Annotated in this window: 18 protein-coding genes and 1 riboswitch; of the genes, 4 read left to right on the top strand and 14 right to left on the bottom strand. The window is 71.8% G+C overall.

What is annotated here, in order from left to right:
* Positions 1 to 137 precede the first annotated feature (137 nt).
* A complete protein-coding gene (locus HPT28_RS22740; protein ID WP_219093056.1) occupies positions 138 to 1,151 on the bottom strand; it encodes a DMT family transporter in 1,014 nt (337 codons plus the stop codon).
* Between the two features lie 141 nt (positions 1,152 to 1,292).
* On the opposite strand from HPT28_RS22740, the gene HPT28_RS22735 reads away from it, so the two are divergent.
* Positions 1,293 to 2,114 carry a PhzF family phenazine biosynthesis protein gene (locus HPT28_RS22735; RefSeq protein ID WP_219093055.1) on the top strand — a complete coding sequence of 274 codons (822 nt, stop codon included), beginning with the start codon at positions 1,293 to 1,295 and terminating at the stop codon, positions 2,112 to 2,114.
* 40 nt (positions 2,115 to 2,154) lie between these two features.
* Here HPT28_RS22735 and HPT28_RS22730 read toward each other — a convergent pair whose 3' ends face one another.
* Positions 2,155 to 3,006, bottom strand: a complete 852-nt coding sequence (locus HPT28_RS22730; RefSeq protein ID WP_219093054.1) for a CPBP family intramembrane glutamic endopeptidase — start codon at positions 3,004 to 3,006, stop codon at positions 2,155 to 2,157.
* Between the two features lie 80 nt (positions 3,007 to 3,086).
* Positions 3,087 to 4,586, bottom strand: coding sequence for a glutamate--cysteine ligase (locus HPT28_RS22725; RefSeq protein WP_219093053.1), 1,500 nt, complete (start codon positions 4,584 to 4,586; stop codon positions 3,087 to 3,089).
* Positions 4,587 to 5,107: 521 nt separating this feature from the next.
* Between HPT28_RS22725 and HPT28_RS22720 the strand changes: the two genes are divergently transcribed.
* Both HPT28_RS22720 and HPT28_RS22715 read left to right on the top strand, forming a co-directional pair.
* Entirely contained in the window at positions 5,108 to 5,677 is a 570-nt protein-coding gene (locus HPT28_RS22720) for a hypothetical protein (protein WP_219093052.1), read from the top strand.
* Between the two features lie 328 nt (positions 5,678 to 6,005).
* Entirely contained in the window at positions 6,006 to 6,212 is a 207-nt protein-coding gene (locus HPT28_RS22715) for a DUF5999 family protein (RefSeq protein ID WP_219093051.1), read from the top strand.
* 135 nt (positions 6,213 to 6,347) lie between these two features.
* On the opposite strand, the gene gcvP is transcribed toward HPT28_RS22715, so the two are convergent.
* Entirely contained in the window at positions 6,348 to 9,233 is a 2,886-nt protein-coding gene (gcvP, locus tag HPT28_RS22710; protein WP_219093050.1) for an aminomethyl-transferring glycine dehydrogenase, read from the bottom strand.
* 189 nt (positions 9,234 to 9,422) lie between these two features.
* Positions 9,423 to 9,520: riboswitch (glycine riboswitch) on the bottom strand.
* A gap of 164 nt (positions 9,521 to 9,684) precedes the next feature.
* Between gcvP and HPT28_RS22705 the strand changes: the two genes are divergently transcribed.
* On the top strand, positions 9,685 to 10,065 hold the full coding sequence (locus HPT28_RS22705; RefSeq protein WP_219093049.1) for a PRC-barrel domain-containing protein: 381 nt from the start codon (positions 9,685 to 9,687) through the stop codon (positions 10,063 to 10,065).
* On the opposite strand, the gene HPT28_RS22700 is transcribed toward HPT28_RS22705, so the two are convergent.
* The 10 genes from HPT28_RS22700 to HPT28_RS22655 all read right to left on the bottom strand — a co-directional run bounded on the left by HPT28_RS22700 (position 9,978) and on the right by HPT28_RS22655 (position 20,134).
* Positions 9,978 to 11,501 (bottom strand): DNA polymerase IV, encoded by a 1,524-nt coding sequence (locus tag HPT28_RS22700; protein ID WP_219093048.1) that lies wholly within the window; start codon positions 11,499 to 11,501, stop codon positions 9,978 to 9,980. The genes HPT28_RS22705 and HPT28_RS22700 overlap by 88 nt on opposite strands.
* Before the next feature lie 64 nt (positions 11,502 to 11,565).
* Entirely contained in the window at positions 11,566 to 12,165 is a 600-nt protein-coding gene (locus tag HPT28_RS22695; protein ID WP_219093047.1) for a MerR family transcriptional regulator, read from the bottom strand.
* 198 nt (positions 12,166 to 12,363) lie between these two features.
* Positions 12,364 to 12,837, bottom strand: a complete 474-nt coding sequence (locus HPT28_RS22690) for a bifunctional nuclease family protein (protein WP_219093046.1) — start codon at positions 12,835 to 12,837, stop codon at positions 12,364 to 12,366.
* A gap of 79 nt (positions 12,838 to 12,916) precedes the next feature.
* Positions 12,917 to 13,672, bottom strand: coding sequence for a MerR family transcriptional regulator (locus tag HPT28_RS22685; protein ID WP_219093045.1), 756 nt, complete (start codon positions 13,670 to 13,672; stop codon positions 12,917 to 12,919).
* Between the two features lie 24 nt (positions 13,673 to 13,696).
* A complete protein-coding gene (locus tag HPT28_RS22680; protein ID WP_257579265.1) occupies positions 13,697 to 14,539 on the bottom strand; it encodes an FHA domain-containing protein in 843 nt (280 codons plus the stop codon).
* Between the two features lie 99 nt (positions 14,540 to 14,638).
* Complete coding sequence (locus tag HPT28_RS22675; protein ID WP_219093044.1) at positions 14,639 to 15,601, bottom strand: DUF881 domain-containing protein; 963 nt, start codon at positions 15,599 to 15,601, stop codon at positions 14,639 to 14,641.
* A 4-nt stretch (positions 15,602 to 15,605) separates the two neighbouring features.
* On the bottom strand, positions 15,606 to 15,938 hold the full coding sequence (locus HPT28_RS22670) for a small basic family protein (protein WP_219093043.1): 333 nt from the start codon (positions 15,936 to 15,938) through the stop codon (positions 15,606 to 15,608).
* Complete coding sequence (locus HPT28_RS22665) at positions 15,935 to 16,831, bottom strand: DUF881 domain-containing protein (RefSeq protein WP_219093042.1); 897 nt, start codon at positions 16,829 to 16,831, stop codon at positions 15,935 to 15,937. The genes HPT28_RS22670 and HPT28_RS22665 overlap by 4 nt, the downstream gene beginning before the upstream one ends.
* Positions 16,832 to 16,923: 92 nt before the next feature.
* Positions 16,924 to 19,419, bottom strand: a complete 2,496-nt coding sequence (locus HPT28_RS22660; protein WP_219093041.1) for a mannose-1-phosphate guanyltransferase — start codon at positions 19,417 to 19,419, stop codon at positions 16,924 to 16,926.
* A gap of 106 nt (positions 19,420 to 19,525) precedes the next feature.
* On the bottom strand, positions 19,526 to 20,134 hold the full coding sequence (locus tag HPT28_RS22655; RefSeq protein WP_219093040.1) for a CDP-alcohol phosphatidyltransferase family protein: 609 nt from the start codon (positions 20,132 to 20,134) through the stop codon (positions 19,526 to 19,528).
* Between the last annotated feature and the right edge of the window lie 153 nt (positions 20,135 to 20,287).

The following is a 20,287-nucleotide window of genomic DNA, read 5'->3' as shown; positions in this document are numbered from 1 at the left end:
CAACGAGTCGAAGAGAGTTTTCGTCCCGTGTGCGGGCAGCCCGCGCCGACGCGGGGGCGCACGGCCCCGGCGTGTGTGCTCGGTCGCCCGCCTAGACGGCGGGCGGGGACAGCACGTTCATCGGCATGCGTCGCACCCTACGGAAGACGGGCGTCCTCGGACAACCGCGGGGCCCCGTGGTCCGGCCCGCCCCGCGCGACGGGGTCCGCGGCGGCGGGCGCGGGGGTCGAGCGCTGCGCGGTGAGCGCGCCGGCCAGGACGAGCGCGCCGCCCAGCAGTTGGACGAGGGCCAGCTTCTCGCCGAGCAGCACCCAGGCCAGCCCCGTCGCCACCACGGCCTCCAGACAGGCGACGACGCCGGCCACCTGGGGCGAGAGCCGGCGGACCGAGACGATGCCGGTGAGGTACGCGGTCACGGTGGCCACGAGCACGATCCAGGCCAGCAGAACGGGAGCCGGCACCTGGGTGTCCCGCATGAGCGCCACGTCGCCGAGGACCTGCCAGTCCATCGTCCAGGGGCGGGCGACGCCGGTCATCACGACGGCGCCGATGAGCAGTCCGTAGGCGATGACTCCGACGGGATCCGGGGTTCCCCGGCCGTCGCCGCCCTGCCCGCCATGGTCGGAGAGGACGAAGTAGCCCACCTGGCAGCAGGCGGCCCCGAGGGCCAGCAGCAGCCCGACGGCGTCGAATCCCAGCCCGGACCACACCTCCACGACGCAGGCGAGCCCCACGACCGCGAGGACGACGCCCAGCCCGGCCGCACGCGTGACCGGCCGGCGCTGGACGAACCGCACCCAGCCCAGGACCAGGGCGGGAGCGAGGTACTCGATGAGGAGCGCGACGCCGACGGGGATGCGGGAGATGGCCGCGAAGTAGCAGGCCTGGACGCCGGCCACGGCCAGCAGCCCGAACCCCGCGAGGAGGGCCGGGCGTTCCCGCAGGAGCCCGCGGTGGCGCCAGGCCAGCGGGAGCAGGACGAGGGCGGCGCCCGCGACCCGCAGCCACGTGACGTGCAGCGGGTCGAGCCCGGCCTCGATGAGGGGCTTCGCCGCGACTCCGGAGCCGCCGAAAGCGAAGGCCGAGAGCAGGGCGAGGCTGATTCCGCCGCTGGGCCGAGGCGTGACCGTGGAGGCGCGAGGATCCGGCATCCCGTCATGATGACCCGCACCCATCATGAGTGTCGACTCCCTACGCACCTGTCTCACTTGCTGGTCGGTCGCCACACCCCCAGTCCACCGGCGTCCCGGTGGCCATGGCGGCGGCTCTCCGGCCACACCTAGCGTGCCGGCATGAGGATTCGCATCATCGACGCCTTCACCGACCGGCCGTTCGCCGGGAACCCCGCAGCCGTCCTCCTCTTCGACGAGGGACGGTTCCCCGCGGACGCCGTACTCCAGCGCATCGCCACGGAGATGAACCTCTCCGAGACCGCGTTCGCCCACCCGCTGCCGAGGGGCGGCACCGCGGACTGGGCGCTGCGCTGGTTCACCCCGGCCACCGAGGTGCGGATGTGCGGCCACGCCACGCTCGCCACCGCACACGTCCTGCACGGCCAGGGGCGGGCCACGGGCACGGTGCGGTTCGCGACGCTCAGCGGCGTGCTCGGAGCGCGGGTGTCCGAGGACGGGTCGATCGGGCTGGACTTCCCCACCGCGCCGCTGACCGTGGACGAACTCCCCCGGGGTGCGGAGCGGGCCCTCGGCCTCACGCCACTCAGCGTCCACGACACGGGCCCGGACGTGGGCGACCTCCTCGTGGAGGCCGCCGACGAGAAGACCGTCCGCGCCCTGGCCCCCGACGTCACCGCCCTGGCCGGGCTCGGGGGGCGCGGTTTCATCGTCACCGCTCCGGCCGAGGACCCCTCCCGCGGCTACGACTTCGTCTCCCGGTGTTTCTTCCCCGCCGTCGGCATCGACGAGGACCCGGTCACCGGCAGCGCGCACACCGCCCTCGCGCCCTTCTGGTCGGCCCGGCTGGGCCGACCGAGCCTCACCGGGCTCCAGGGCGGCAGCCGGACGGGACTGGTGCGCACCACCCTGCGCGGCGAGCGCACGCTCCTGACCGGGCACGCGGTCACCGTGCTGGACGGGGAGCTGTGCGTCGAGCCGTGAGAGACGGCGGCCGGGCGGGCTGGCGGGACGGCGCGGCGGGTCAGGCGGTGGGCAGCCAGCCCACCGTGCCCGCGAGCAGGGCGTAGCCCACGAACGCGACGATGTCGATGAGCGCGTGCGCCGCGACGAGCGGGCCCACCCGGCCCCACCGGCGGTAGAGCCACACGAAGATCACGCCCATCACCAGGTTGCCGACGAAACCGCCGATGCCCTGGTAGAGGTGGTAGGTGCCGCGCAGCACGGAGCTGGCCGCCAGGGCGCCCACGGGGCTCCAGCCGAGCTGGTCCAGGCGTCGCAGCAGATAGCCGACGACGATGACCTCCTCCACCACGGAGTTCTGCATCGCCGACAGGACGAGGACCGGCAGCTTCCACCACACGTCCGGGAGCGACTCGGGCACCACGGTGAGGTTGAAGCCCGCGGCGCGGGCGCCCAGGTACAGCAGCAGGCCGCTGCCACCGATCCCAGCCGCGACCAGGGCGCCCCGCCCGAGGTCGGACCACGGCCTGCGCAGGTCGAAGCCGAGGCCGCGCAGGCCGACCGGCGTGTCCGACGGCGCCGGCTCGCGGGTGAGCAGGTGGGCGACGAGGAGGACGGGGACCAGGGCGGTGCCGATCCCGAAGAGCTGCCAGGCCAGGTCCAGCCACGGACGGTCCGGGGCCAGCGAGCGGTTGAGGTTGGCCGCCTGGTCGGCCAGGCCGCCCGGCCGCGTCAGTGAACCGGTGAAGCTGATCAGGGCGGACAGGGCGCTGGCGCCCAGGGAGAGGGCGAGCACGAGCAGCGTCTCGCGGCCCAGCAGACGGCGTGCGGACCCCTCCACCAGGGCCGGGGCCTCCCGGCCCGCCGCCGCACCGGCCCACCACGACGTCACTGCTGGCCTCCCGTACGGCATGTGTCCCACTCTCGCTGGACGTACAGCTTGCCGTACGGCGTCCCGTGCCGCGCCCCGGGGGCTGGCCCGGCCGCGCGGCGTCAGCCCGGCGGCACGGGCCAGGCGTGCACCGGCTCGCCCGCGGTGACGAGTTCGGTGTACCGCCGGGCCACGGCGGCGAGCGCCTTCTCGCGGTCAAGCCCGCCGTCCCTCGCCCGGTGGTAGGCGGCCACCTGCCACACCGCGCCGTTGGTGCGACGGCGGCAGCGTTCCTCGATCACGCCCAGGTAGTGGTCGCGGTCGGCGGGTTCGATGCCCCACGCGTCCAGGCCCGCGGCCGCGAGCGGCAGCAGTTCGTCCAGCACCAGCCGGTGCGCCGGCACCGTCGTCGGGGAACCGCCGCGGCCGGAGCGCGGCCAGGTGAGGCGGGCGTCGATCCCGTGCCGGGCGGCTGCCTGGAAGTTCTCCTCCGCGGCGGCGAAGGGCAGCCGCTTCCACACCGGGCGCGGCTCGTCGGCCAGCGCCCGGACCAGGCCGTAGTACAGCGCGGTGTTGGCCAGGACGTCGGTGACGGTCGGTCCCGCCGGCAGGACCCGGTTCTCCACCCGAAGGTGCGGGGCGCCGTCGGCGATGTCGTAGACCGGCCGGTTCCAGCGGTAGACGGTGCCGTTGTGCAGCGCCAGCTCGGTCAGCGCGGGCACACCGCCGTTTTCGAGCACCTCCAGCGGCTCTTCCTCGTCGCACAGCGGCAGCAGCACGGGGAAGTAGCGCAGGTTCTCGGCGAAGAGGTCACGCGGGGAGTCGATCCACCGTTCGCCGAACCAGGCCCGGGGCCGTACACCCTGGGCCGCGTAGGCGCTCGGACGGGCGTCGGTGGCCTGGAGGAAGAGCGGGACACGGGACTCGCGCCACAGCTCACGGCCGAAGAGGAAGGGGGAGTTGGCTCCCACCGCGAGCTGGACGCCGAGGACGGCCTGGGCCGCGTTCCACACGTCGGGAAAGCGGGCGGGCGTGACCTGGAGATGCAATTGGACGGATGTGCAGGCCGCCGCGGGGCCGATCGAGGAGGAACCGTGCACAAGGCGCTCGGGGCCGTCGATCTCAAGGCGTATCTCCTCCCCCCGGGCGGCCATGATCTGCTCGTTGAGCAGGGTGTAGCGATCGGCCCTGGAGAAGTTCGCGGAGATGAGATCGTCGGGACCGAGGGTCGGGAGAATACCGATCATCAGGACGCGCCCGTGGGCCTCACGGGCTTTCCGGTCGGCGTAGGCGAGACCGGTGTGCAGCTCCTCGGCGAGCTGGTCCAGGACCCGGCCCGTGAAGGCGTGCGGAAGGACGTTCACCTCAAGGTTGAACTGCCCGAGTTCAGTCTGGAAATCACGGCTCGCGATGCGTCCGAGAACCTCCTCGTTTATCATCCGCGGCATTCCCTCGGCGTCCGCGAGGTTGAGTTCGATCTCCAACCCCATCAGGTTGCGGGGACCCTCGAACCGCTGCTGCTCCAGCAGGCGGTCCAGCGCCTGGAGGCATTGGCGGAGCTTGCTCCGGTAGCGCCGGCGGTCCGGGAGATCGAACCCGTCGGCCGCGACCTTCTCCCCCATCGATGTGTCCCTCCTCGATCGGCAGTGCCTCGATAATGCCCCACGCAGCGATCAACAACTCCCCCGGAGTACCGCGGCGAACAGATCAGGCCGGTGTTTTCTCACGGCACATTCCGGCGGCATGCGGTAGCCTGAGACGGCTTCCCACTCTGCGTGACCGCGAGCACGGAACGGAACGCCACCGCAGGCGCGAACGGAACACGACGGCGAGTACGACCGGAACCGGCCGACCGGGCGACGGCCGGACGTGCGCCCCCGGAGAACCGGTACCTCCGCTGCCGGGTGAGGTACTTTCCTTTTTCGGCGAGATTTCTCCTTGTGCGGCACACCCGAATCGAGTAGCGGAAACGTCTCGGGAACAAATGTCGTATAAACTCCGCCTTGAGGCCGTGACGTGACGTCACTCGGTCCGGGTCCCGCTTTCCCCCGCCCGGTTCGGGCGTGCCTCCGGGCTGCCGACGACGCCGTCGGGACTTCTCCGCGCACCCCTTCATGTCTCCCCGAGTGAGAGGCGACCCGCCATGCCCCTGCATGCTCACCCGGCTCCCGCAGCCGCCCTGCGCAGCGTTCTCGCCGCGCTCGGTTCTCCGACCGCCGCGCTCCGTGGTGCCCCGGCCCGGGCCGAGACATTCGGCGAACTGCAGCCCGAACTGCCGCTGCCGGTGTACGTCCTGAGCGGCATCACCGGCCCCGGGGGGCCGCCGAGCCCCCGGCTGACCGGCTGGCGCTTCCTCCTGCGCGGCTCCCACGGCACGGTGGGCACCGCGGAGGCGATGCTCACCGCCGACGGCTGGACGTTCTCGCACTTCGGCGAAGGCCCCTACGTCCGGTCGACGGCGTCGGCGCTGCGGCGTGCCGACGCCCTGCCCACCCCGCACCAGCCCCGGCTGCTGTCCGTGCCGGAGCTGTACATGCTCACCCTGTGGCTGCACAGCGATCCGGCCGCGGACGCGGAGGACGGCACGCTGTCCCGGGACGACCTGCTGGTGCCACTGGCGCCGGCTCCCCCGGGCATCGCCCCCGACCTCCCCCAGCGCGTCGACACCCTCCTGCCGCTGCTGACCCACCGCCTGGTGGCCGCCCCGGTCTAGGGGACGGCCCACGGCACCGGTGCCCCGCGACGAAGGGAACGAGCGTCCCGGTCGCGGGGCACACGTGTGCGCACGCTCCCCGCGTCGGGCTAGTCACTTCCGGCCATGCCACCGGCCCATGAGGATGACCCGCCCGGGTGACAACCGCTCCGGTGGGGGACGCGTCTTCCCTCGAGGAGGTCGGCTGCGGGGAAATCCCTGCGAAACGCCCTCCACAGGACGACACTGGGGATCACGAGCACCGACCCGGGGGAGCGGCCGGATGACGACGCACAGCAGCCGCAGCACACCGACCACACCGCATCGAGAGAACCGAGAGCGCACCGTCATGTGTCAGCATCAACCACCCTGTCCCTCCGCCGACTCCGCCGACCGAGAGGCGGCTCATCCCGTGGCGCACCACCCGGAGCAGGGGTGGAGCCTCCTGTGCAACGGTGTCGTGCTCTTCGACGACACCGGCGAGCTGCTGCCGGACGGGCAGATCATCGCTCCGCACAAGCCGCTGGACACCCACGAGGTGACCACCGCCGCGTAGCCGGAGCCGGGACGCCCCCGCGCGTGGGGGCGTTCCCCGGCCGGCGGGGGCGGGCGGCGCTTCGCGCACCGCGCCGAGCACGACGACAGGGCCCGGCCGTCGGGACGGCCGGGCCCTGCGCTGCTCGCCCGGGGGTCAGCCCTCGTAGTCCTCCAGCGGGGGGCAGGAGCAGACGAGGTTGCGGTCACCGAAGGCGCCGTCGATGCGGCGCACCGGCGGCCAGTACTTCCCCTCGGCCACGACACCGGCCGGGAACGCGGCCTCCTCACGCGTGTAGGAGCGGTCCCACTCGCCCGCCAGCTGGGCAGCCGTGTGCGGTGCACCGCGCAGCGGGCTGTCTTCGGCGCTCCACTCCCCCGCGGCGACCCGGTCGGCCTCGGCGCGGATGGCGATCATCGCATCGCAGAAGCGGTCGATCTCGGCCAGATCCTCGCTCTCCGTCGGCTCGATCATCAGCGTCCCCGCGACCGGGAAGGACATGGTCGGGGCGTGGAAGCCGTAGTCGATCAGCCGCTTGGCGACGTCGTCGATGCTCACCCCCGTCGCCTTCGTCAGCGGGCGCACGTCGATGATGCACTCGTGCGCGACGAGCCCGTCGGGGCCGGTGTAGAGCACCGGGTAGTGCGGCTCCAGGCGCTTGGCGATGTAGTTCGCGCTCAGCACGGCGACCTGCGTGGCGCGCCGCAGCCCCTCGGCGCCCATCAGCCGCACATACGCCCAGGAGATCGGCAGGATGCCGGCCGAGCCCCAGGGGGCCGCGGAGATCGGGCCGATGCCGGTCGCCGGGCCGGCCTCGGGCTGCAACGGGTGGTTCGGGAGGTAGGGCGCCAGGTGCGCCCGCACGCCCACCGGGCCCACGCCCGGGCCGCCGCCGCCGTGGGGGATGCAGAAGGTCTTGTGCAGGTTCAGGTGGGAGACGTCCGCGCCGAACTTGCCCGGGCGCGCGAGACCCACCAGGGCGTTGAGGTTGGCACCGTCCACGTAGACCTGTCCGCCCGCCTCGTGCACGGCGGCGCAGATGTCGGAGATGTTGTCCTCGAAGACCCCGTGCGTGGAGGGGTAGGTGACCATGAGGACGGCCAGCTCCTCGCCGTACTGCTCGATCTTGGCGTGCAGGTCGTCGGTGTCGACGTCGCCGTTCTCACCGGTCTTGACGACGACGACCTTCATGCCCGCCATGACGGCGCTGGCCGCGTTGGTGCCGTGGGCCGAGGACGGGATGAGGCACACCGTGCGCTGCGTGTCCCCGTTCGCGCGGTGGTAGGCGCGGACGGCGAGCAGTCCGGCCAGTTCGCCCTGGGAGCCCGCGTTCGGCTGGATGGAGACCCTGTCGTAGCCGGTGACCTCGGCGAGCCGCTCCTCCAGCTCCCGGATGAGGGTGAGGTAGCCCTCGGCCTGCTCGGCGGGGGCGAAGGGGTGGAGCGCCCCGAACTGCGGCCAGGTGACCGGCTCCATCTCCGTCGTCGCGTTGAGCTTCATCGTGCACGAACCGAGCGGGATCATGCCGCGGTCGAGCGCGTAGTCCTTGTCGGCCAGGCGGCGCAGGTAGCGCAGCATCGCCGTCTCGGAGCGGTACCGGTGGAAGACGGGGTGGCTGAGGAACTCGTCGTCGCGCAGCAGGTCCGCGGGCAGCGCCGCCGCGCTGGTCTCGTCGAGCCGCGCCACGTCGGCGGTGACGCCGAAGGCCCGCCAGACCGTGGTGAGCTGCTCACGGGTCGTCGTCTCGTCGCAGGCGACGCCCACGTGGTCGGCGTCGGTCAGGCGGAGGTTGACGCCCCCCTCGCGTGCGGCGGCGACGATCTCCGCGGCGCGGCCGGGCACGTAGGCGGTGACGGTGTCGAAGAAGGCCTCCTCCGTGATCTCGACGCCGCCCTCGCGCAGGCCGGCCGCGAGCAGGGTCGCGTAGCGGTGCGTGCGGCGGGCGATGTCCCGCAGGCCGTCGGGGCCGTGGTAGACGGCGTACAGCCCGGCCATGACCGCGAGCAGCACCTGCGCGGTGCAGATGTTGCTCGTGGCCTTCTCGCGCCGGATGTGCTGCTCGCGGGTCTGCAGCGCCAGTCGGTACGCCTTGGTCCCGTCCGCGTCCACGGAGACGCCGACCAGCCGTCCCGGCAGGCTGCGGGCGAACTTCTCGCGCACGGCCATGAAACCGGCGTGCGGGCCGCCGAAGCCCATCGGGACGCCGAAGCGCTGGCTGGAGCCGACGGCGATGTCGGCGCCCAGCTCACCGGGCGAGGTGAGCAGGGTGAGCGCCAGCAGGTCGGCGGCGACGGTCACGATCGCGCCGAGTTCCCGCGCCTGGGAGATCACGGCCCGCGGGTCGCGGACGGCACCGGAGGCCCCGGGGTACTGGAGCAGCAGACCGAACACGCCGCGCTCGGCGATCTCGGCCGGGATGCCCTCGGACAGGTCGGCGACGACGACCTCGACACCGGTGGGCTCGGCGCGCGTCCGCAGGACGGCGACGGTCTGGGGGAGGCAGTCGGCGTCGACCAGGTAGACGCCCTGCTTGACCTTGCCCACGCGGCGGGACAGGGCCATCGCCTCGGCCGCGGCCGTGCCCTCGTCCAGGAGGGAGGCTCCCGCCGTCGGCAGGCCGGTCAGGTCGGCGACGACCGTCTGGAAATTCAGCAGTGCCTCGAGACGGCCCTGCGAGATCTCCGGCTGGTACGGGGTGTACGCGGTGTACCAGGCCGGGTTCTCCATGACGTTGCGCAGGATGACCGGCGGGGTGAAGGTGCCGTGGTACCCCAGGCCGATCATGGAGTCGAGCACCTGGTTGCGGTCGGCGAGGGAGCGCAGTTCGGCGAGCACGTCCGCCTCGGAGCGCGCGTCCGGCAGCCCGAGGCGCTCGGTGCTCTTGATGACGTCGGGCACGGCCGCGGCCGTCAGCTCGTCCAGCGAGCCGTAGCCGACGTGCGCGAGCATCTTCGCCTGCTCGGCGGCGTCGGGGCCGATGTGGCGTCGCTCGAACGGCGTGCCGCCCTCGAGTGCGGAGCGTGTGGTGCGATCGGTGGTCATCTGCGGAGGCCTCCTGGTCTGTACGACCTGCGAGGGACACCACGGCGGGTGCCCGGACGGCCTCCCCCTCTGTCATCTCAACCTGAGAGTTTCACCGGAACCGCCCCAGGGGACGTCCGGCTTTCACCGTCGGTGAGGAGGGACCTGTGCACCGTGGCGCCCGCGGCCCGCCCTGCTTTCCAGAGTGACCTCGTCCGCACGGTACGTGTGCCTGAGAGATTCCGGGGAGGATTTGCTCCTTCGGCGCCCCCGGCACCTGCTCCGGAGGGCTCTCCCGCGCGGGGTCTACAGCCGCTTACGAGCCTACCAGCGGCCGGTCGAACAGCGACGGGCCGTCGGCTCGACTGGCCATTCCGCGCAATCTGTCCTTTGGTGGTGACAGGACCCGGTGGTGGTGTGACGACCAGGGGGCGGTCGGCCGGGCCACCACGTGCCATTCCATGGAGGAACCGTGCAGACCGACATCGACCCCCGAACCCTCATAGGGCGCAAAGCGTTCGACCGCGACGGCACCAAGATCGGCACCGTCGACGAGGTGTACCTCGACGACGCGACGGGCGATCCCGAGTGGGCGGCGATCCGGACGGGGCTCTTCGGACGTGACGCTTTCGTGCCGCTGCGGCCGAGCGAGGTGGTCGAGGAGGCGCTGCGGGTGCCCTACACCCGCACCCTGATCAGAGAGGCCCCGGACTTCGGGGTGGGACGCCATCTCTCCCCCGAGCAGGAGCTCCAGCTCTACCACCACTACGGCCTGGATATCCCCTCGGCCGGTGAGTCGGCCCCGCCCGCGGAGGGCGAGGACTTCGGGCGGCTGGCGGGCGGGGACGAGTAGCCCGCGGGCGGGGTGTGGCTCGCGGGCGAGGAGACGCCCGCGGGCGCGTCGCTGTGCGCTGCCATCGGCGCCAGGGGCAGCGGCTCGGCGCTCTCCAGCGCCGGGTCGTCCGCACGGAACGTCCGCACCCGCCCCGGAGGGGAACCGGGCTCCTCGAACCGGACGGTGACCCGGCCGAGCCCACTGCCCTGCACCCAGCCGCGGCCGAACTCGCGGTGCCGGACGTCCAGACCGGGAAGCCATCGCCGGGCGCCGGGCGCCGGCTCCGGGGCCGCGGGGCCGGGGCCGGGGCCGCCGGAAGGGACACCCGGCTCACGGGCGCGCGCGTCCGCCGACGCCGCGGAATCGGCGCCCGGCCCGGCGGGAGCCGCCTGGGCGAACAGGTCCTCCTGTGTGAAGTCGGCCAGACCGCTCACGCCCACGCCGAGCAGCCGCACGCCCGCGGTGGTGTCCACGGCGGCCAGCAGCCGCGCGGCCGCCTCGCGGATCACGACCGGGTCGTCGGTGGGGCCCCGCAGCGTCTCCGACCGGGTGAGCGTCGAGAAGTCGTAGCTGCGGACCTTGACGACCACCGTCCGGCCCGAGCGCCCGGCCGCCCGGAGCCGGGCCGCGCACCGCTCGGCCAGCCGCCGGGTCTCCAGCTCGACGCGGGAGCGGTCGGTGACGTCGATGTCGAAGGTGTCCTCGACGGAGACGGACTTCGAGGCCCGCTCGGCCACCACGGGACGCTCGTCGATCCCGTGGGCCATGGCGTACAGGCCGCTGCCGTGCGCCCGGCCCAGCAGCCGCAGCAGCTCATCCTCGCCTGCCTCGGCGGCCTCACCGACGGTGGTGATCCCGGCCCGGCGCAGGGTCTCCGCGGTGGCCGGGCCGACGCCGGGCAGCGTGCGCACGCTCAGGGGCGCGAGCAGCCCCCGCTCGGAGCCGGGCAGGATCGTCACCAGGCCGTCGGGCTTGGCCTGCTCGGAAGCGATCTTCGCGATCATCTTGGAGCCGGCGAGGCCGACGGAGCCGCTGAGCCCCGTCGCCGCCCGGATGTCCGCCCGCAGCCGCCGGGCCGTCTCCTGGGCCGCGTGGGCGTCGGGCGGGGTGCCTCCGGCCTCCAGGTCGACGAAGGCCTCGTCGAGACTGAGCGGCTCGACCAGCGGGGACAGCTCGGCCAGCAGCGCCATCACGATGTCGCTGACCTGCCGGTAGAGGCTGAAGCGCGGGGTGAGGTAGGCGGCGTTGGGGCAGCGCCGCCGGGCCTGACCGGTGGGCATGGCGGAGTGCACGCCGAACGCGCGGGCCTCATAGGAGGCCGTGGCCACCACGCCCCGCGGCCCGAGCCCGCCGACGACCACCGGCTTCCCGCGCAGGCTCGGCTTCGCCGCCTGTTCGACCGCGGCGTAGAACGCGTCCATGTCGAGATGGAGGATCGTCGGTGCGCCTCTCACACCCCTGATGGTCCCGCACGGCACTGACACCCGGCCGTGGGGGCGCGCAGGGCGTGTGACCGCGTCAGCCCGCGCGGTTGCGCCGCCGGGCCAGCTCGTCCCCCGGGTGCTCTCTGACCAGGGTCTCCCCCGTGTCCAGACGCTCGGCGTGCAGCTGGGACAGCGCGGCCTCGACGTCCCGCCAGACGACGCCCACGGCGATGCCGAAGACGCCCTGACCACCCTGGAGGAGGTCCACGACCTCGTCGGGCGAGGTGCACTCGTAGACCGTCGCGCCGTCGCTCATCAGCGTCATCTGGGGCAGGGCGTCCAGCTCCCGGCTGCGCAGGTGCTGCACCGCGGTACGGATGTTCTGCAGGGACACGCCCGTGTCCAGGAGCCGTTTCACGATCTTGAGGACGACGACGTCGCGGAAGCTGTACAGCCGCTGTGTCCCGGAGCCGGAGGCCGCTCGCACACTCGGCTCCACGAGCCCGGTGCGTGCCCAGTAGTCGAGCTGCCGGTAGGTGATGCCAGCCGCCGCGCAGGCCGTCGGGCCGCGGTAGCCGAGCCGCTCGCCCTCGTTGCCGCCCACGGCGGCGGGTTGCTCACCCACGGGCCGCGTGGCGGCTTGGTGAAGCGGAAACGGGCCGTTCGTGGCCTTGCCGTCGCCGGTGCTGGTCACGCCGACCCTCCATCCCTTCACGCCCCTGCGGTGACGCCGCCGGAACCTGCCTCCATGAAGGTAGGCAGTCACCCGGGGTGCGTCAACGATCGCCACACTCGGCATGCCGGGTGACAGTCATCCCAAGAGTGGTTTGACCTGTTGCGGTGCCGGGTACAGGCAGGGGCTGCTGCGAGGGCGGGCCCTCACACCGCACGCTCACTGGCTGCTGGTGCCGAAGTCCTCGGGCGAGATCTGGTCGAGGAACTCGCGGAACTTCTCCACCTCGTCCTCCTGCTCGTCCGGGATGGCGATCCCCGCGTCGTTCAGCACTCCGTCGCTGCCGTAGATCGGCGTACCGGTGCGCAGAGCGAGTGCTATCGCGTCGGACGGACGGGCGCTGACCTCCACCCCACTGGCGAACACCAGTTCGGCGAAGAACACACCGTCCCGGAGATCCGTGATGCGGACGGCGGTGAGCTCCTGGCCGACTGCCTCCAGCACGTCCTTGAAGAGGTCGTGAGTGAGCGGGCGTGCCGGGGTCATGCCCTGCTGGGCGAAGGCGATCGCTGTCGCCTCCCCGGGGCCGATCCAGATGGGGAGGTAGCGGTCGCCTCCTACTTCGCGCAGAAGCACGATCGGCTGGTTGGAGGGCATTTCGACCCGGACACCCACGACGTCGAGCTCGTTCACATTGCAACCCTAGGCGCTGCGCCGCCGGTTTGGGTAGTCGGGCACCCCCGACCCAGCCATACCGGGAGGAGTGAGCAGGTCACACGCGCTGCTCCCGCAGCGCCGTCTGGACGAGGGTGGCGTGCAGCCGCACGGCCAGCGTCGCCAGCTCCCTGGCGGTGGCCTCCGCACGGGCCCGGGTGCGCGCGTCGCGGTGCCGCCGCAGCGGCGCCACGACCTGCTCCACGAATCCGGCCTCCCGGTCGGCCGCTGCCTTGACCGCCCGCAGGTGGCGGGGCTCCAGACCGAACCGGCCCAGGTCCGCCACCAGGCGCGCCACCTCGACCGCCTCGGCGGGGTAGCCGCCCGTCCGCGCCGGGGCGAGCAGCCCGAAGGACTCCCACTCGCCGAGCTGCTCCTCGCTGATGTCGGCCGCCGCGAGCAGCTCGGACCGGTCCATCCGGCCGGCGTCGGGGGCGGCCAGCGGCGCCGCGGCACCGTCCAGCAGATCACGTGGCTGGGCCGGGCCGGGCAGGCTCACCTGCTCGCCCCGGTCCATGGCGGCCACCTGCTCACGGATGACCTTCAGCGGCAGGTAGTGGTCGCGCTGCATCCGCAGGACGAAGGCAAGCCGCTCCACGTCCCGCTCGCTGAACTTGCGGTAACCGGACGGGGTGCGCTGCGGTTCGACGAGGCCTTCGGACTCCAGAAAGCGGATCTTTGAGACCGTGACCTCGGGGAACTCCTCACGGAGCCGGCCCAGCACGGCGCCGATGCTCATCGGCCCGTGTTCCGAGGGGCCGTCCTCCCCGGCGGTGGCGCCCGACGAGGCGCCACCCGACGATGTGTGCAGCATGAACCTTCCCTGGCGGGTCGTGCGTCAGATACCTCGCTGGTGGGCGAAGAACACCAGGCGGAACTTCCCGATCTGCACCTCGTCACCGTTGCTCAGCGCAACGGAGTCGATGGGCTCACGGTTGACATAGGTGCCGTTGAGGCTGCCGACGTCGGATGCCGTGAACGTGCCGTCCGCCGCACGCCGGAACTCCACATGCCGACGGGAGACCGTCACGTCGTCCAGGAAGATGTCGCTCTGCGGGCTGCGCCCCGCCGTCGTCAGCTCGCTGTCCAGCAGGAACCGCGCGCCGGCGTTGGGGCCGCGGCGGACCACCAGAAGCGCTGACCCGGTGGGCAGGTTGTCGATGGCGGCGATCGCCTCGGGCGACAGCATCGGCGTCTGGCCGGTGGCCTCCGCGTCGTACGCCTCGAGCCCGCTGATCGAGATCGTCGACGTCGTCTCGGAGGGGCGCTCGCCGACCGGGGCGCCGCCGCGCAGCGGGGCACCGCAGTTGGAGCAGAACCGGCTCGACTCGGCGGCCCGATTACCACACCGTGAGCAGATCGGCACGCCGACCCCTCCACCCGCAGTTGAGGTTGATGGTGCCTGGGAACCTATGCGCGCGGCCGTGTCCTGGTCAACAGAAACCCCGCCCATCGCGGCGGAAGTACCACCATGCGGGGCATTCGGCTCAGGACGGAAGAGCGGGCGCTCGTCCTCGGCGGGGGGCGACTGCTCGCCCCCCGAACCGTGCTTCGGGGCACGGTGTGCGCCACCGGCGTCCTTGCGCTTGCCGAACAACTTCGAAAGAAAACTCACGGGCGATTCCCCTCGCACGAAACAGACCCGCCCGCGGGGCAGGACAGAGCCTTGATGCTCACACAGGCCACAGCGGACACCCGGACAACGTCCGCGGCCAGTAGACAGTTTCCCTCACCGGACGACAGCAGCGCCCGCCGACCCCTGAAAAGGATCACCGGCACCTCACTGCGATGACGACCGACCGTGTTCGGGCCGCTGCGGAGACACCACGGCGTCCACGACCACGTTCTCGGACGGGGTGATGGTGACCGTCGCCCCGTCACCCTGGAGGCTCTGCACGACTCCCCCAGGGATCTTGAGTGCCGGTTCGAGGTCCTGCGGGCGACCGATGACCTCGAAGACGTACGGCGGTGAGACCGACTGTCCGTCGACGTTCACACCGCCTTCCGCGTTGGTGAAGTACGTGTCCGCCACGACCCGTACGTCGTTGATCTGCACGGCCTCCGCGCCGGCTGCGCGGAGCTCCTGGATGGCGTCCAGCAGCCGGTCCGCCTCGACGACGTCGTCGGGACCGCTGATCCGCACCTCGATGCCCGGGCCCCGCGCGGCCACCGTACCGGCCAGGATACCGAGTTGACGGTCCCGTTCAGCCCGTTGCCGCCGAGCCTCCTCGGCCTGGTTCGAGCTGTTCTCCAGCTCCGACCGCTGATTCTCCAGCAGCTCCTTCTCGCCTTCGAGCCGCGTGGTGCGGCCGTCCAGCTCGTCGAGGATACGCACCAGGTCCTCCTGGCGCGCGCCGCGCAGCGCGTTGTCCTCGCTCGTGGAGCGTACCTGGATGGCCAGGCCCAGTCCGAGGACGAAAAGCAGTGATGCGGCGATGAGTTGGTTGCGGTTCAGCCGTGGCGGCCACAGCCCGGCCACGAGACGCTGGCGACCGGTCATCTCCTCCGTGCCGCTGCGCTCGCCGCCCTCGGCGGACGCCTCGGCGGGCTCTTCAGCACGCTCCTCGGCCCGCGTCTCCGCACGCTCCTCCGCGCCGGCGCCCGCGCCCGTGTCCGCGTCGCGGTCCTGTGCCCGCCCGGCGCGAGCGGGTTCGCGGGGCCCGCCCCCGGGTTCTGCGCCCGGGCGCTCCTCGTCGGCCGGGCGCTTCGGCCCGCCCGGCTCCTGCTGCCTGTCCTCGCTCATACCCTCACGCCCCGAAGACGTGGCGCCGGATCGCGGCGGCGTTGGAGAAGATACGGATGCCGAGCACGACGACCACACCGGTCGACAGCTGGGCGCCCACGCCCAGCTTGTCACCGAGGAAGACGATCAGCGCGGCCACGACGACGTTCGACAGGAACGACACGACGAAGACCTTGTCGACGAAGATGCCGTCCAGCATCGCGCGCAGCCCGCCGAAGACCGCGTCGAGAGCGGCGACGACGGCGATGGGCAGATAGGGCTCCACCGCGGTCGGTACCACGGGCCGGAGCACCAGCCCCGCCACGACTCCCACGATGAGGCCCAGTACGGCGATCACGAATTACTGCCCTTTCCGCTGGTGACGGGCTCGGCGGTCCTGATGGTGAGGCTCGGCGCCGCGGGCAGCCGCACGTTCTCGCGCACCGAGAGGCGGGCCCGGATGTCGTAGTTCTCCTCCAGCACCTGGAGGTACTGGCCGTCGATGCTGGCCTCGAAGTCGTCGGCCAGCTCCTGCCCCGGCCCGACGGCGAGGATGCTGTACGGCGGCACGAGGGGCCGGTTGTCGACCAGTATGGCGTCGCCGGCCGCGCGGATGGCGGACAGGGCGGTCAGCCGCTGGCCGTTGATCGAGATGGCCTCCGCGCCGGAGGCCCAGAGGCCGTTGACGACGAGCTGGACGTCGCGGTCCCGGACCCGGCCGGTGTCGGAGAACCCGGTCGACTCCCGCGGCCCGTCGCCTCCGCCCCCGGTGTCCTCCGCGTCGTCCACGACGAGTTCCACCCCGGGGCCCTCGACGGGCGTGTCGCCCGCCAGCAGGCCGACCAGGTCCTCGGAGCCGTCTCCGTCGCCACCGAGCGCCTCGCGCTGCATACGTGCGACGTCCCCGCGCAGGTCCTGCACCTCCTCCTGCAGGTCGTCGGCCTCCTCGGTGCCTTTCTGCACCCGCTCGACGAGTTCCTCGCGCTCCTTGGCCGCCGCCGGCGCGTCGTACTGTGCCTGCGCCGCGCTCAGCGTGACGACGAGCGCGGCCAGGACCAGGCCGAAGGCCAGCCAGATCTTGGCGCGCAGTGTCCGCGGCAGACCCGCCCGCCCGGCCTCGCCCCTGCGGGCGGCCGCCTCTGCGTAGCCCTCGTCGAGGCTGTGCTCCATGACGTTGGTCAGCAGCGACATCGACGCGTCGGGTCGCGCGGGCCGCGACGCGGTGCTCCGTTCGGGCTGCTGCTGCGACATGCCGCACATCGTCGCACGTCGGTAGCCCAAGGGCCGAATGGGCCCTCCGGTGCGCCACCGGAGGGCCCGTCACGTCGGCGGGGACGGGAGGCTCAGCGGCCGGCGCCGTCCACCACGCCGGCCCACTCGTCCAGCAGGGCCTGGGCCGACGCGTCGTCCGGCCCCTCGGCCCACAGATGGGTGACGGCCTCCGCCGGGTCGGGCAGGACCATCACCCACCGCCCGTCGGACTCCACGACCCGCACGCCGTCCGTGGTGTCCACGAACCGGTCGCCCGCCGCCTCGACGACATGCCGCATCACCAGGCCCTTGACCGCCCACGGCGTGGCCAGGTCCCGGCGCACCACGTGGGCCCGGGGGATGCGGGCGTCGATCTGGCTCAGGGTGAGCTGCGTGCGGGCCACCAGACCGATCAGGCGCACGAAGGCCGCGGCCCCGTCGAAGACGGAACTGAACTCGGGGACGATGAAGCCACCGCGGCCGTCGCCGCCGAAGATCGTGGCGTCGTCGCGGCCGACCCGCGTGAGGTCGTCGGGCGAGGTCGTCGTCCACTCCACCTGCGTGCCGTGGTAGGCGGCCACCTGCTCGGCGATACGCGTCGTCGTCACCGGCAGGGCGACCCGGCCGCTGCGGCGCTCGGCGGCGATGAGATCGAGCATCACCAGCAGCGCGCGGTGGTCCTCGATGATGCGGCCCCGCTCGTCGACGAGCGAGAGCCGCTCACCCACCGGGTCGAAGCGGACGCCGAACGCCGCCCGTGCAGAGGCCACGATCTCGCCCAGCCGGACCAGGCCGGAGCGCCTGGCGTCACTCGTCTCCGTGGGACGCGACTCGTCCATGCCCGGGTTGATCGTCAGGGCGTCCACGCCCAGCCGGCCGAGCAGGCTCGGCAGCACCAGCCCGGCGCTCCCGTGGGACGCGTCCACGACGATCTTGAGCCCGGCCTCCGGCACGCCGGCGGTGTCCACCGTGCGCAGGAGGGCACCCGCGTAGGAGTCGAAGACGCTCGCCGGGAAGGAGAGGTCACCGATCTCGCCGGGGAACGCTCTGCGGTACTCCTGCCGGGCGTAGACGCGGTCGAGCTTCCGCTGACCGGCCTGCGAGAGGTCGGCACCGCGTTCGTCGAAGAACATGATGTCGACCGAGTCCGGCACCCCCGGCGTCGTCCGGACCATGATGCCGCCCGCGCTGCCCCGGGCCGTCTGCTGCCGGGCCACCGGCAGCGGCACGTTCTCCAGGTCCCGGACGTCGATCGCACTGGCCTGGAGGGCGGAGATGATCGCGCGCTTCAGCGCCCGGGCACCGCGCGAGTGGTCGCGCGCCGTCGTGACCGTCGAGCCCTTCTTCAGCGTCGTGGCGTAGGCGCTGGCGAGCCGCACCGCCAGTTCGGGCGTGATCTCGACGTTGAGGATGCCGGACACACCGCGGGCTCCGAACAGGTGCGCCTGCCCGCGCGACTCCCAGATGACGGAGGTGTTGACGAAGGCGCCGGCCTCGACCGTCTTGAACGGATAGACCCGCACGTTGCCCTGGACGATCGACTCCTCACCGATCAGGCACTCGTCGCCGATGACCGCCCCGTCCTCGATCCGGGCGGCACGCATCACGTCGGTGTTCTTTCCGATGACACAGCCGCGCAGATTCGTCTGCTCACCGATGTAGACGTTGTCGTGGACGACGGCCTTGTGCAGGAAGGCACCGCTCTTCACCACGACGTTCGAGCCGATGACGGAGTGTTCGCGGATTTCCGCCCCGCGTTCGACCTTGGCGTAGTCGCCGATGTACAACGGACCGCGCAGCACCGCCTCGGGGTGCACCTCGGCGCCCTCGGCCACCCAGACCCCGGGCGAGATCTCGAAGCCGTCGAGAGCGACATCAACCTTGCCCTCCAGCACGTCGGCCTGAGCCTTCACATAGCTCTCGTGGGTGCCGACGTCCTCCCAGTACCCTTCGGCGACATAGCCGTAGATGGGCTTGCCTTCCTTCATGAGCTGCGGGAAGACGTCTCCGGACCAGTCCACGGGCACATCCGGCTCGACATAGTCGAAGACCTCGGGCTCCATGACGTAAATGCCGGTGTTGACGGTGTCGGAGAAGACCTGGCCCCAGGTCGGCTTCTCCAGGAAGCGTTCGACCTTGCCCTCCTCGTCCACGATGGTGATACCGAACTCCAGCGGATTCGGTACCCGCGTCAGGCAGACGGTCACCAGGGCCCCACGCTCGCGGTGGAAATTGACGAGGTCAGTGAGGTCGAAGTCTGTCAGGGCGTCCCCGGAGATGACCAGGAAGGAATCGTCCTTGAGGGCTTCCTCGGCGTTCTTCACACTCCCCGCGGTACCGAGCGGCTTTTCCTCGTTGGCATAGGTGAGCTCCATGCCGAGTTCCTCGCCGTCCCCGAAGTAGTTCCGCACCAACGACGCGAGGAACTGGACGGTCACCACGGTTTCGGACAGACCATGCCGCTTGAGCAGTCTCAGGACATGCTCCATGATCGGCCGATTGGCCACCGGCAGAAGTGGCTTCGGCATGCTCGCGGTCATGGGACGAAGGCGGGTGCCTTCGCCACCGGCCATCACAACGGCCTTCATGTCGGTAACGTCCTCCTTCAAGAGACGACGATCGCACCGGCCAAGCCATGTGGGGGTTCCCGTCACGCGGGAAGCCAGCCCTCCACGATGCTGGGGAAGGCGCGGCCTAGCCGGCCGCAGCGTCCGCTGTGAGAATCCGGCGGACCTGGACCACGTAGAGGGTTCCTGCCCACCAGTAGAGCGCCGTACCCCACCCGGCGAACGCCCAGCCGAAAATCGCGGCGAGCGAGGCGACCCAACCGCTGCCATCGCTCAGAAGCAGCAGCGGGAACGCGTACATGAGGTTGAAGGTCGCGGCCTTACCCAGGAAGTTCACCTGCGGCGGGGCATATCCGCGCCGGTCGAGCAACCACACCATGACGAGGAGCACAACCTCACGGAGCAGCAGCACGGCAGTCAGCCACAGGGGCAGGATCTCGCGCCAGGTGAGGCCGACGAGCGTCGAAAGGATGTAGAGGCGGTCGGCAGCCGGATCCAGAATCCGGCCAAGGCTGCTGATCTGGTTCCAGCGGCGGGCCAGTTTCCCGTCCAGATAGTCGGTGACGCCGCTGAGCGCCAGGATGGCCAGGGCCCAGCCGTCGCGGTTCGGCCCGCCGAACTCCGGCAACAGAACCAGCCACAGAAAGACCGGCACACCGGCCAGCCGGGCCAGGCTCAACACGTTGGGGATGGTGAGGATCCGGTCCGTCTGGACGCGTGTCTCCTGAACCTCCACCCGGGCCTCCCGCGGGAACCGTGCCTACGCTGCTCCCCGACCCTACCGGCCCGGTCCCGCGCGCCGGACGCGGGGGCAGGGCCGAACGGACCCAGGACAGCAGAAAGCCCCGTTGGAATTGAATCCAACGGGGCTTCCCACAAAGATTGTTCG

It is taken from the genome of Streptomyces sp. JJ38 (genome assembly GCF_019303475.1).
In the GTDB taxonomy this organism is placed as follows: domain Bacteria; phylum Actinomycetota; class Actinomycetes; order Streptomycetales; family Streptomycetaceae; genus Streptomyces.
The sequence above is the reverse complement of the archived record's forward strand: the minus strand, read 5'-3'. Positions and strand labels throughout refer to the sequence as shown.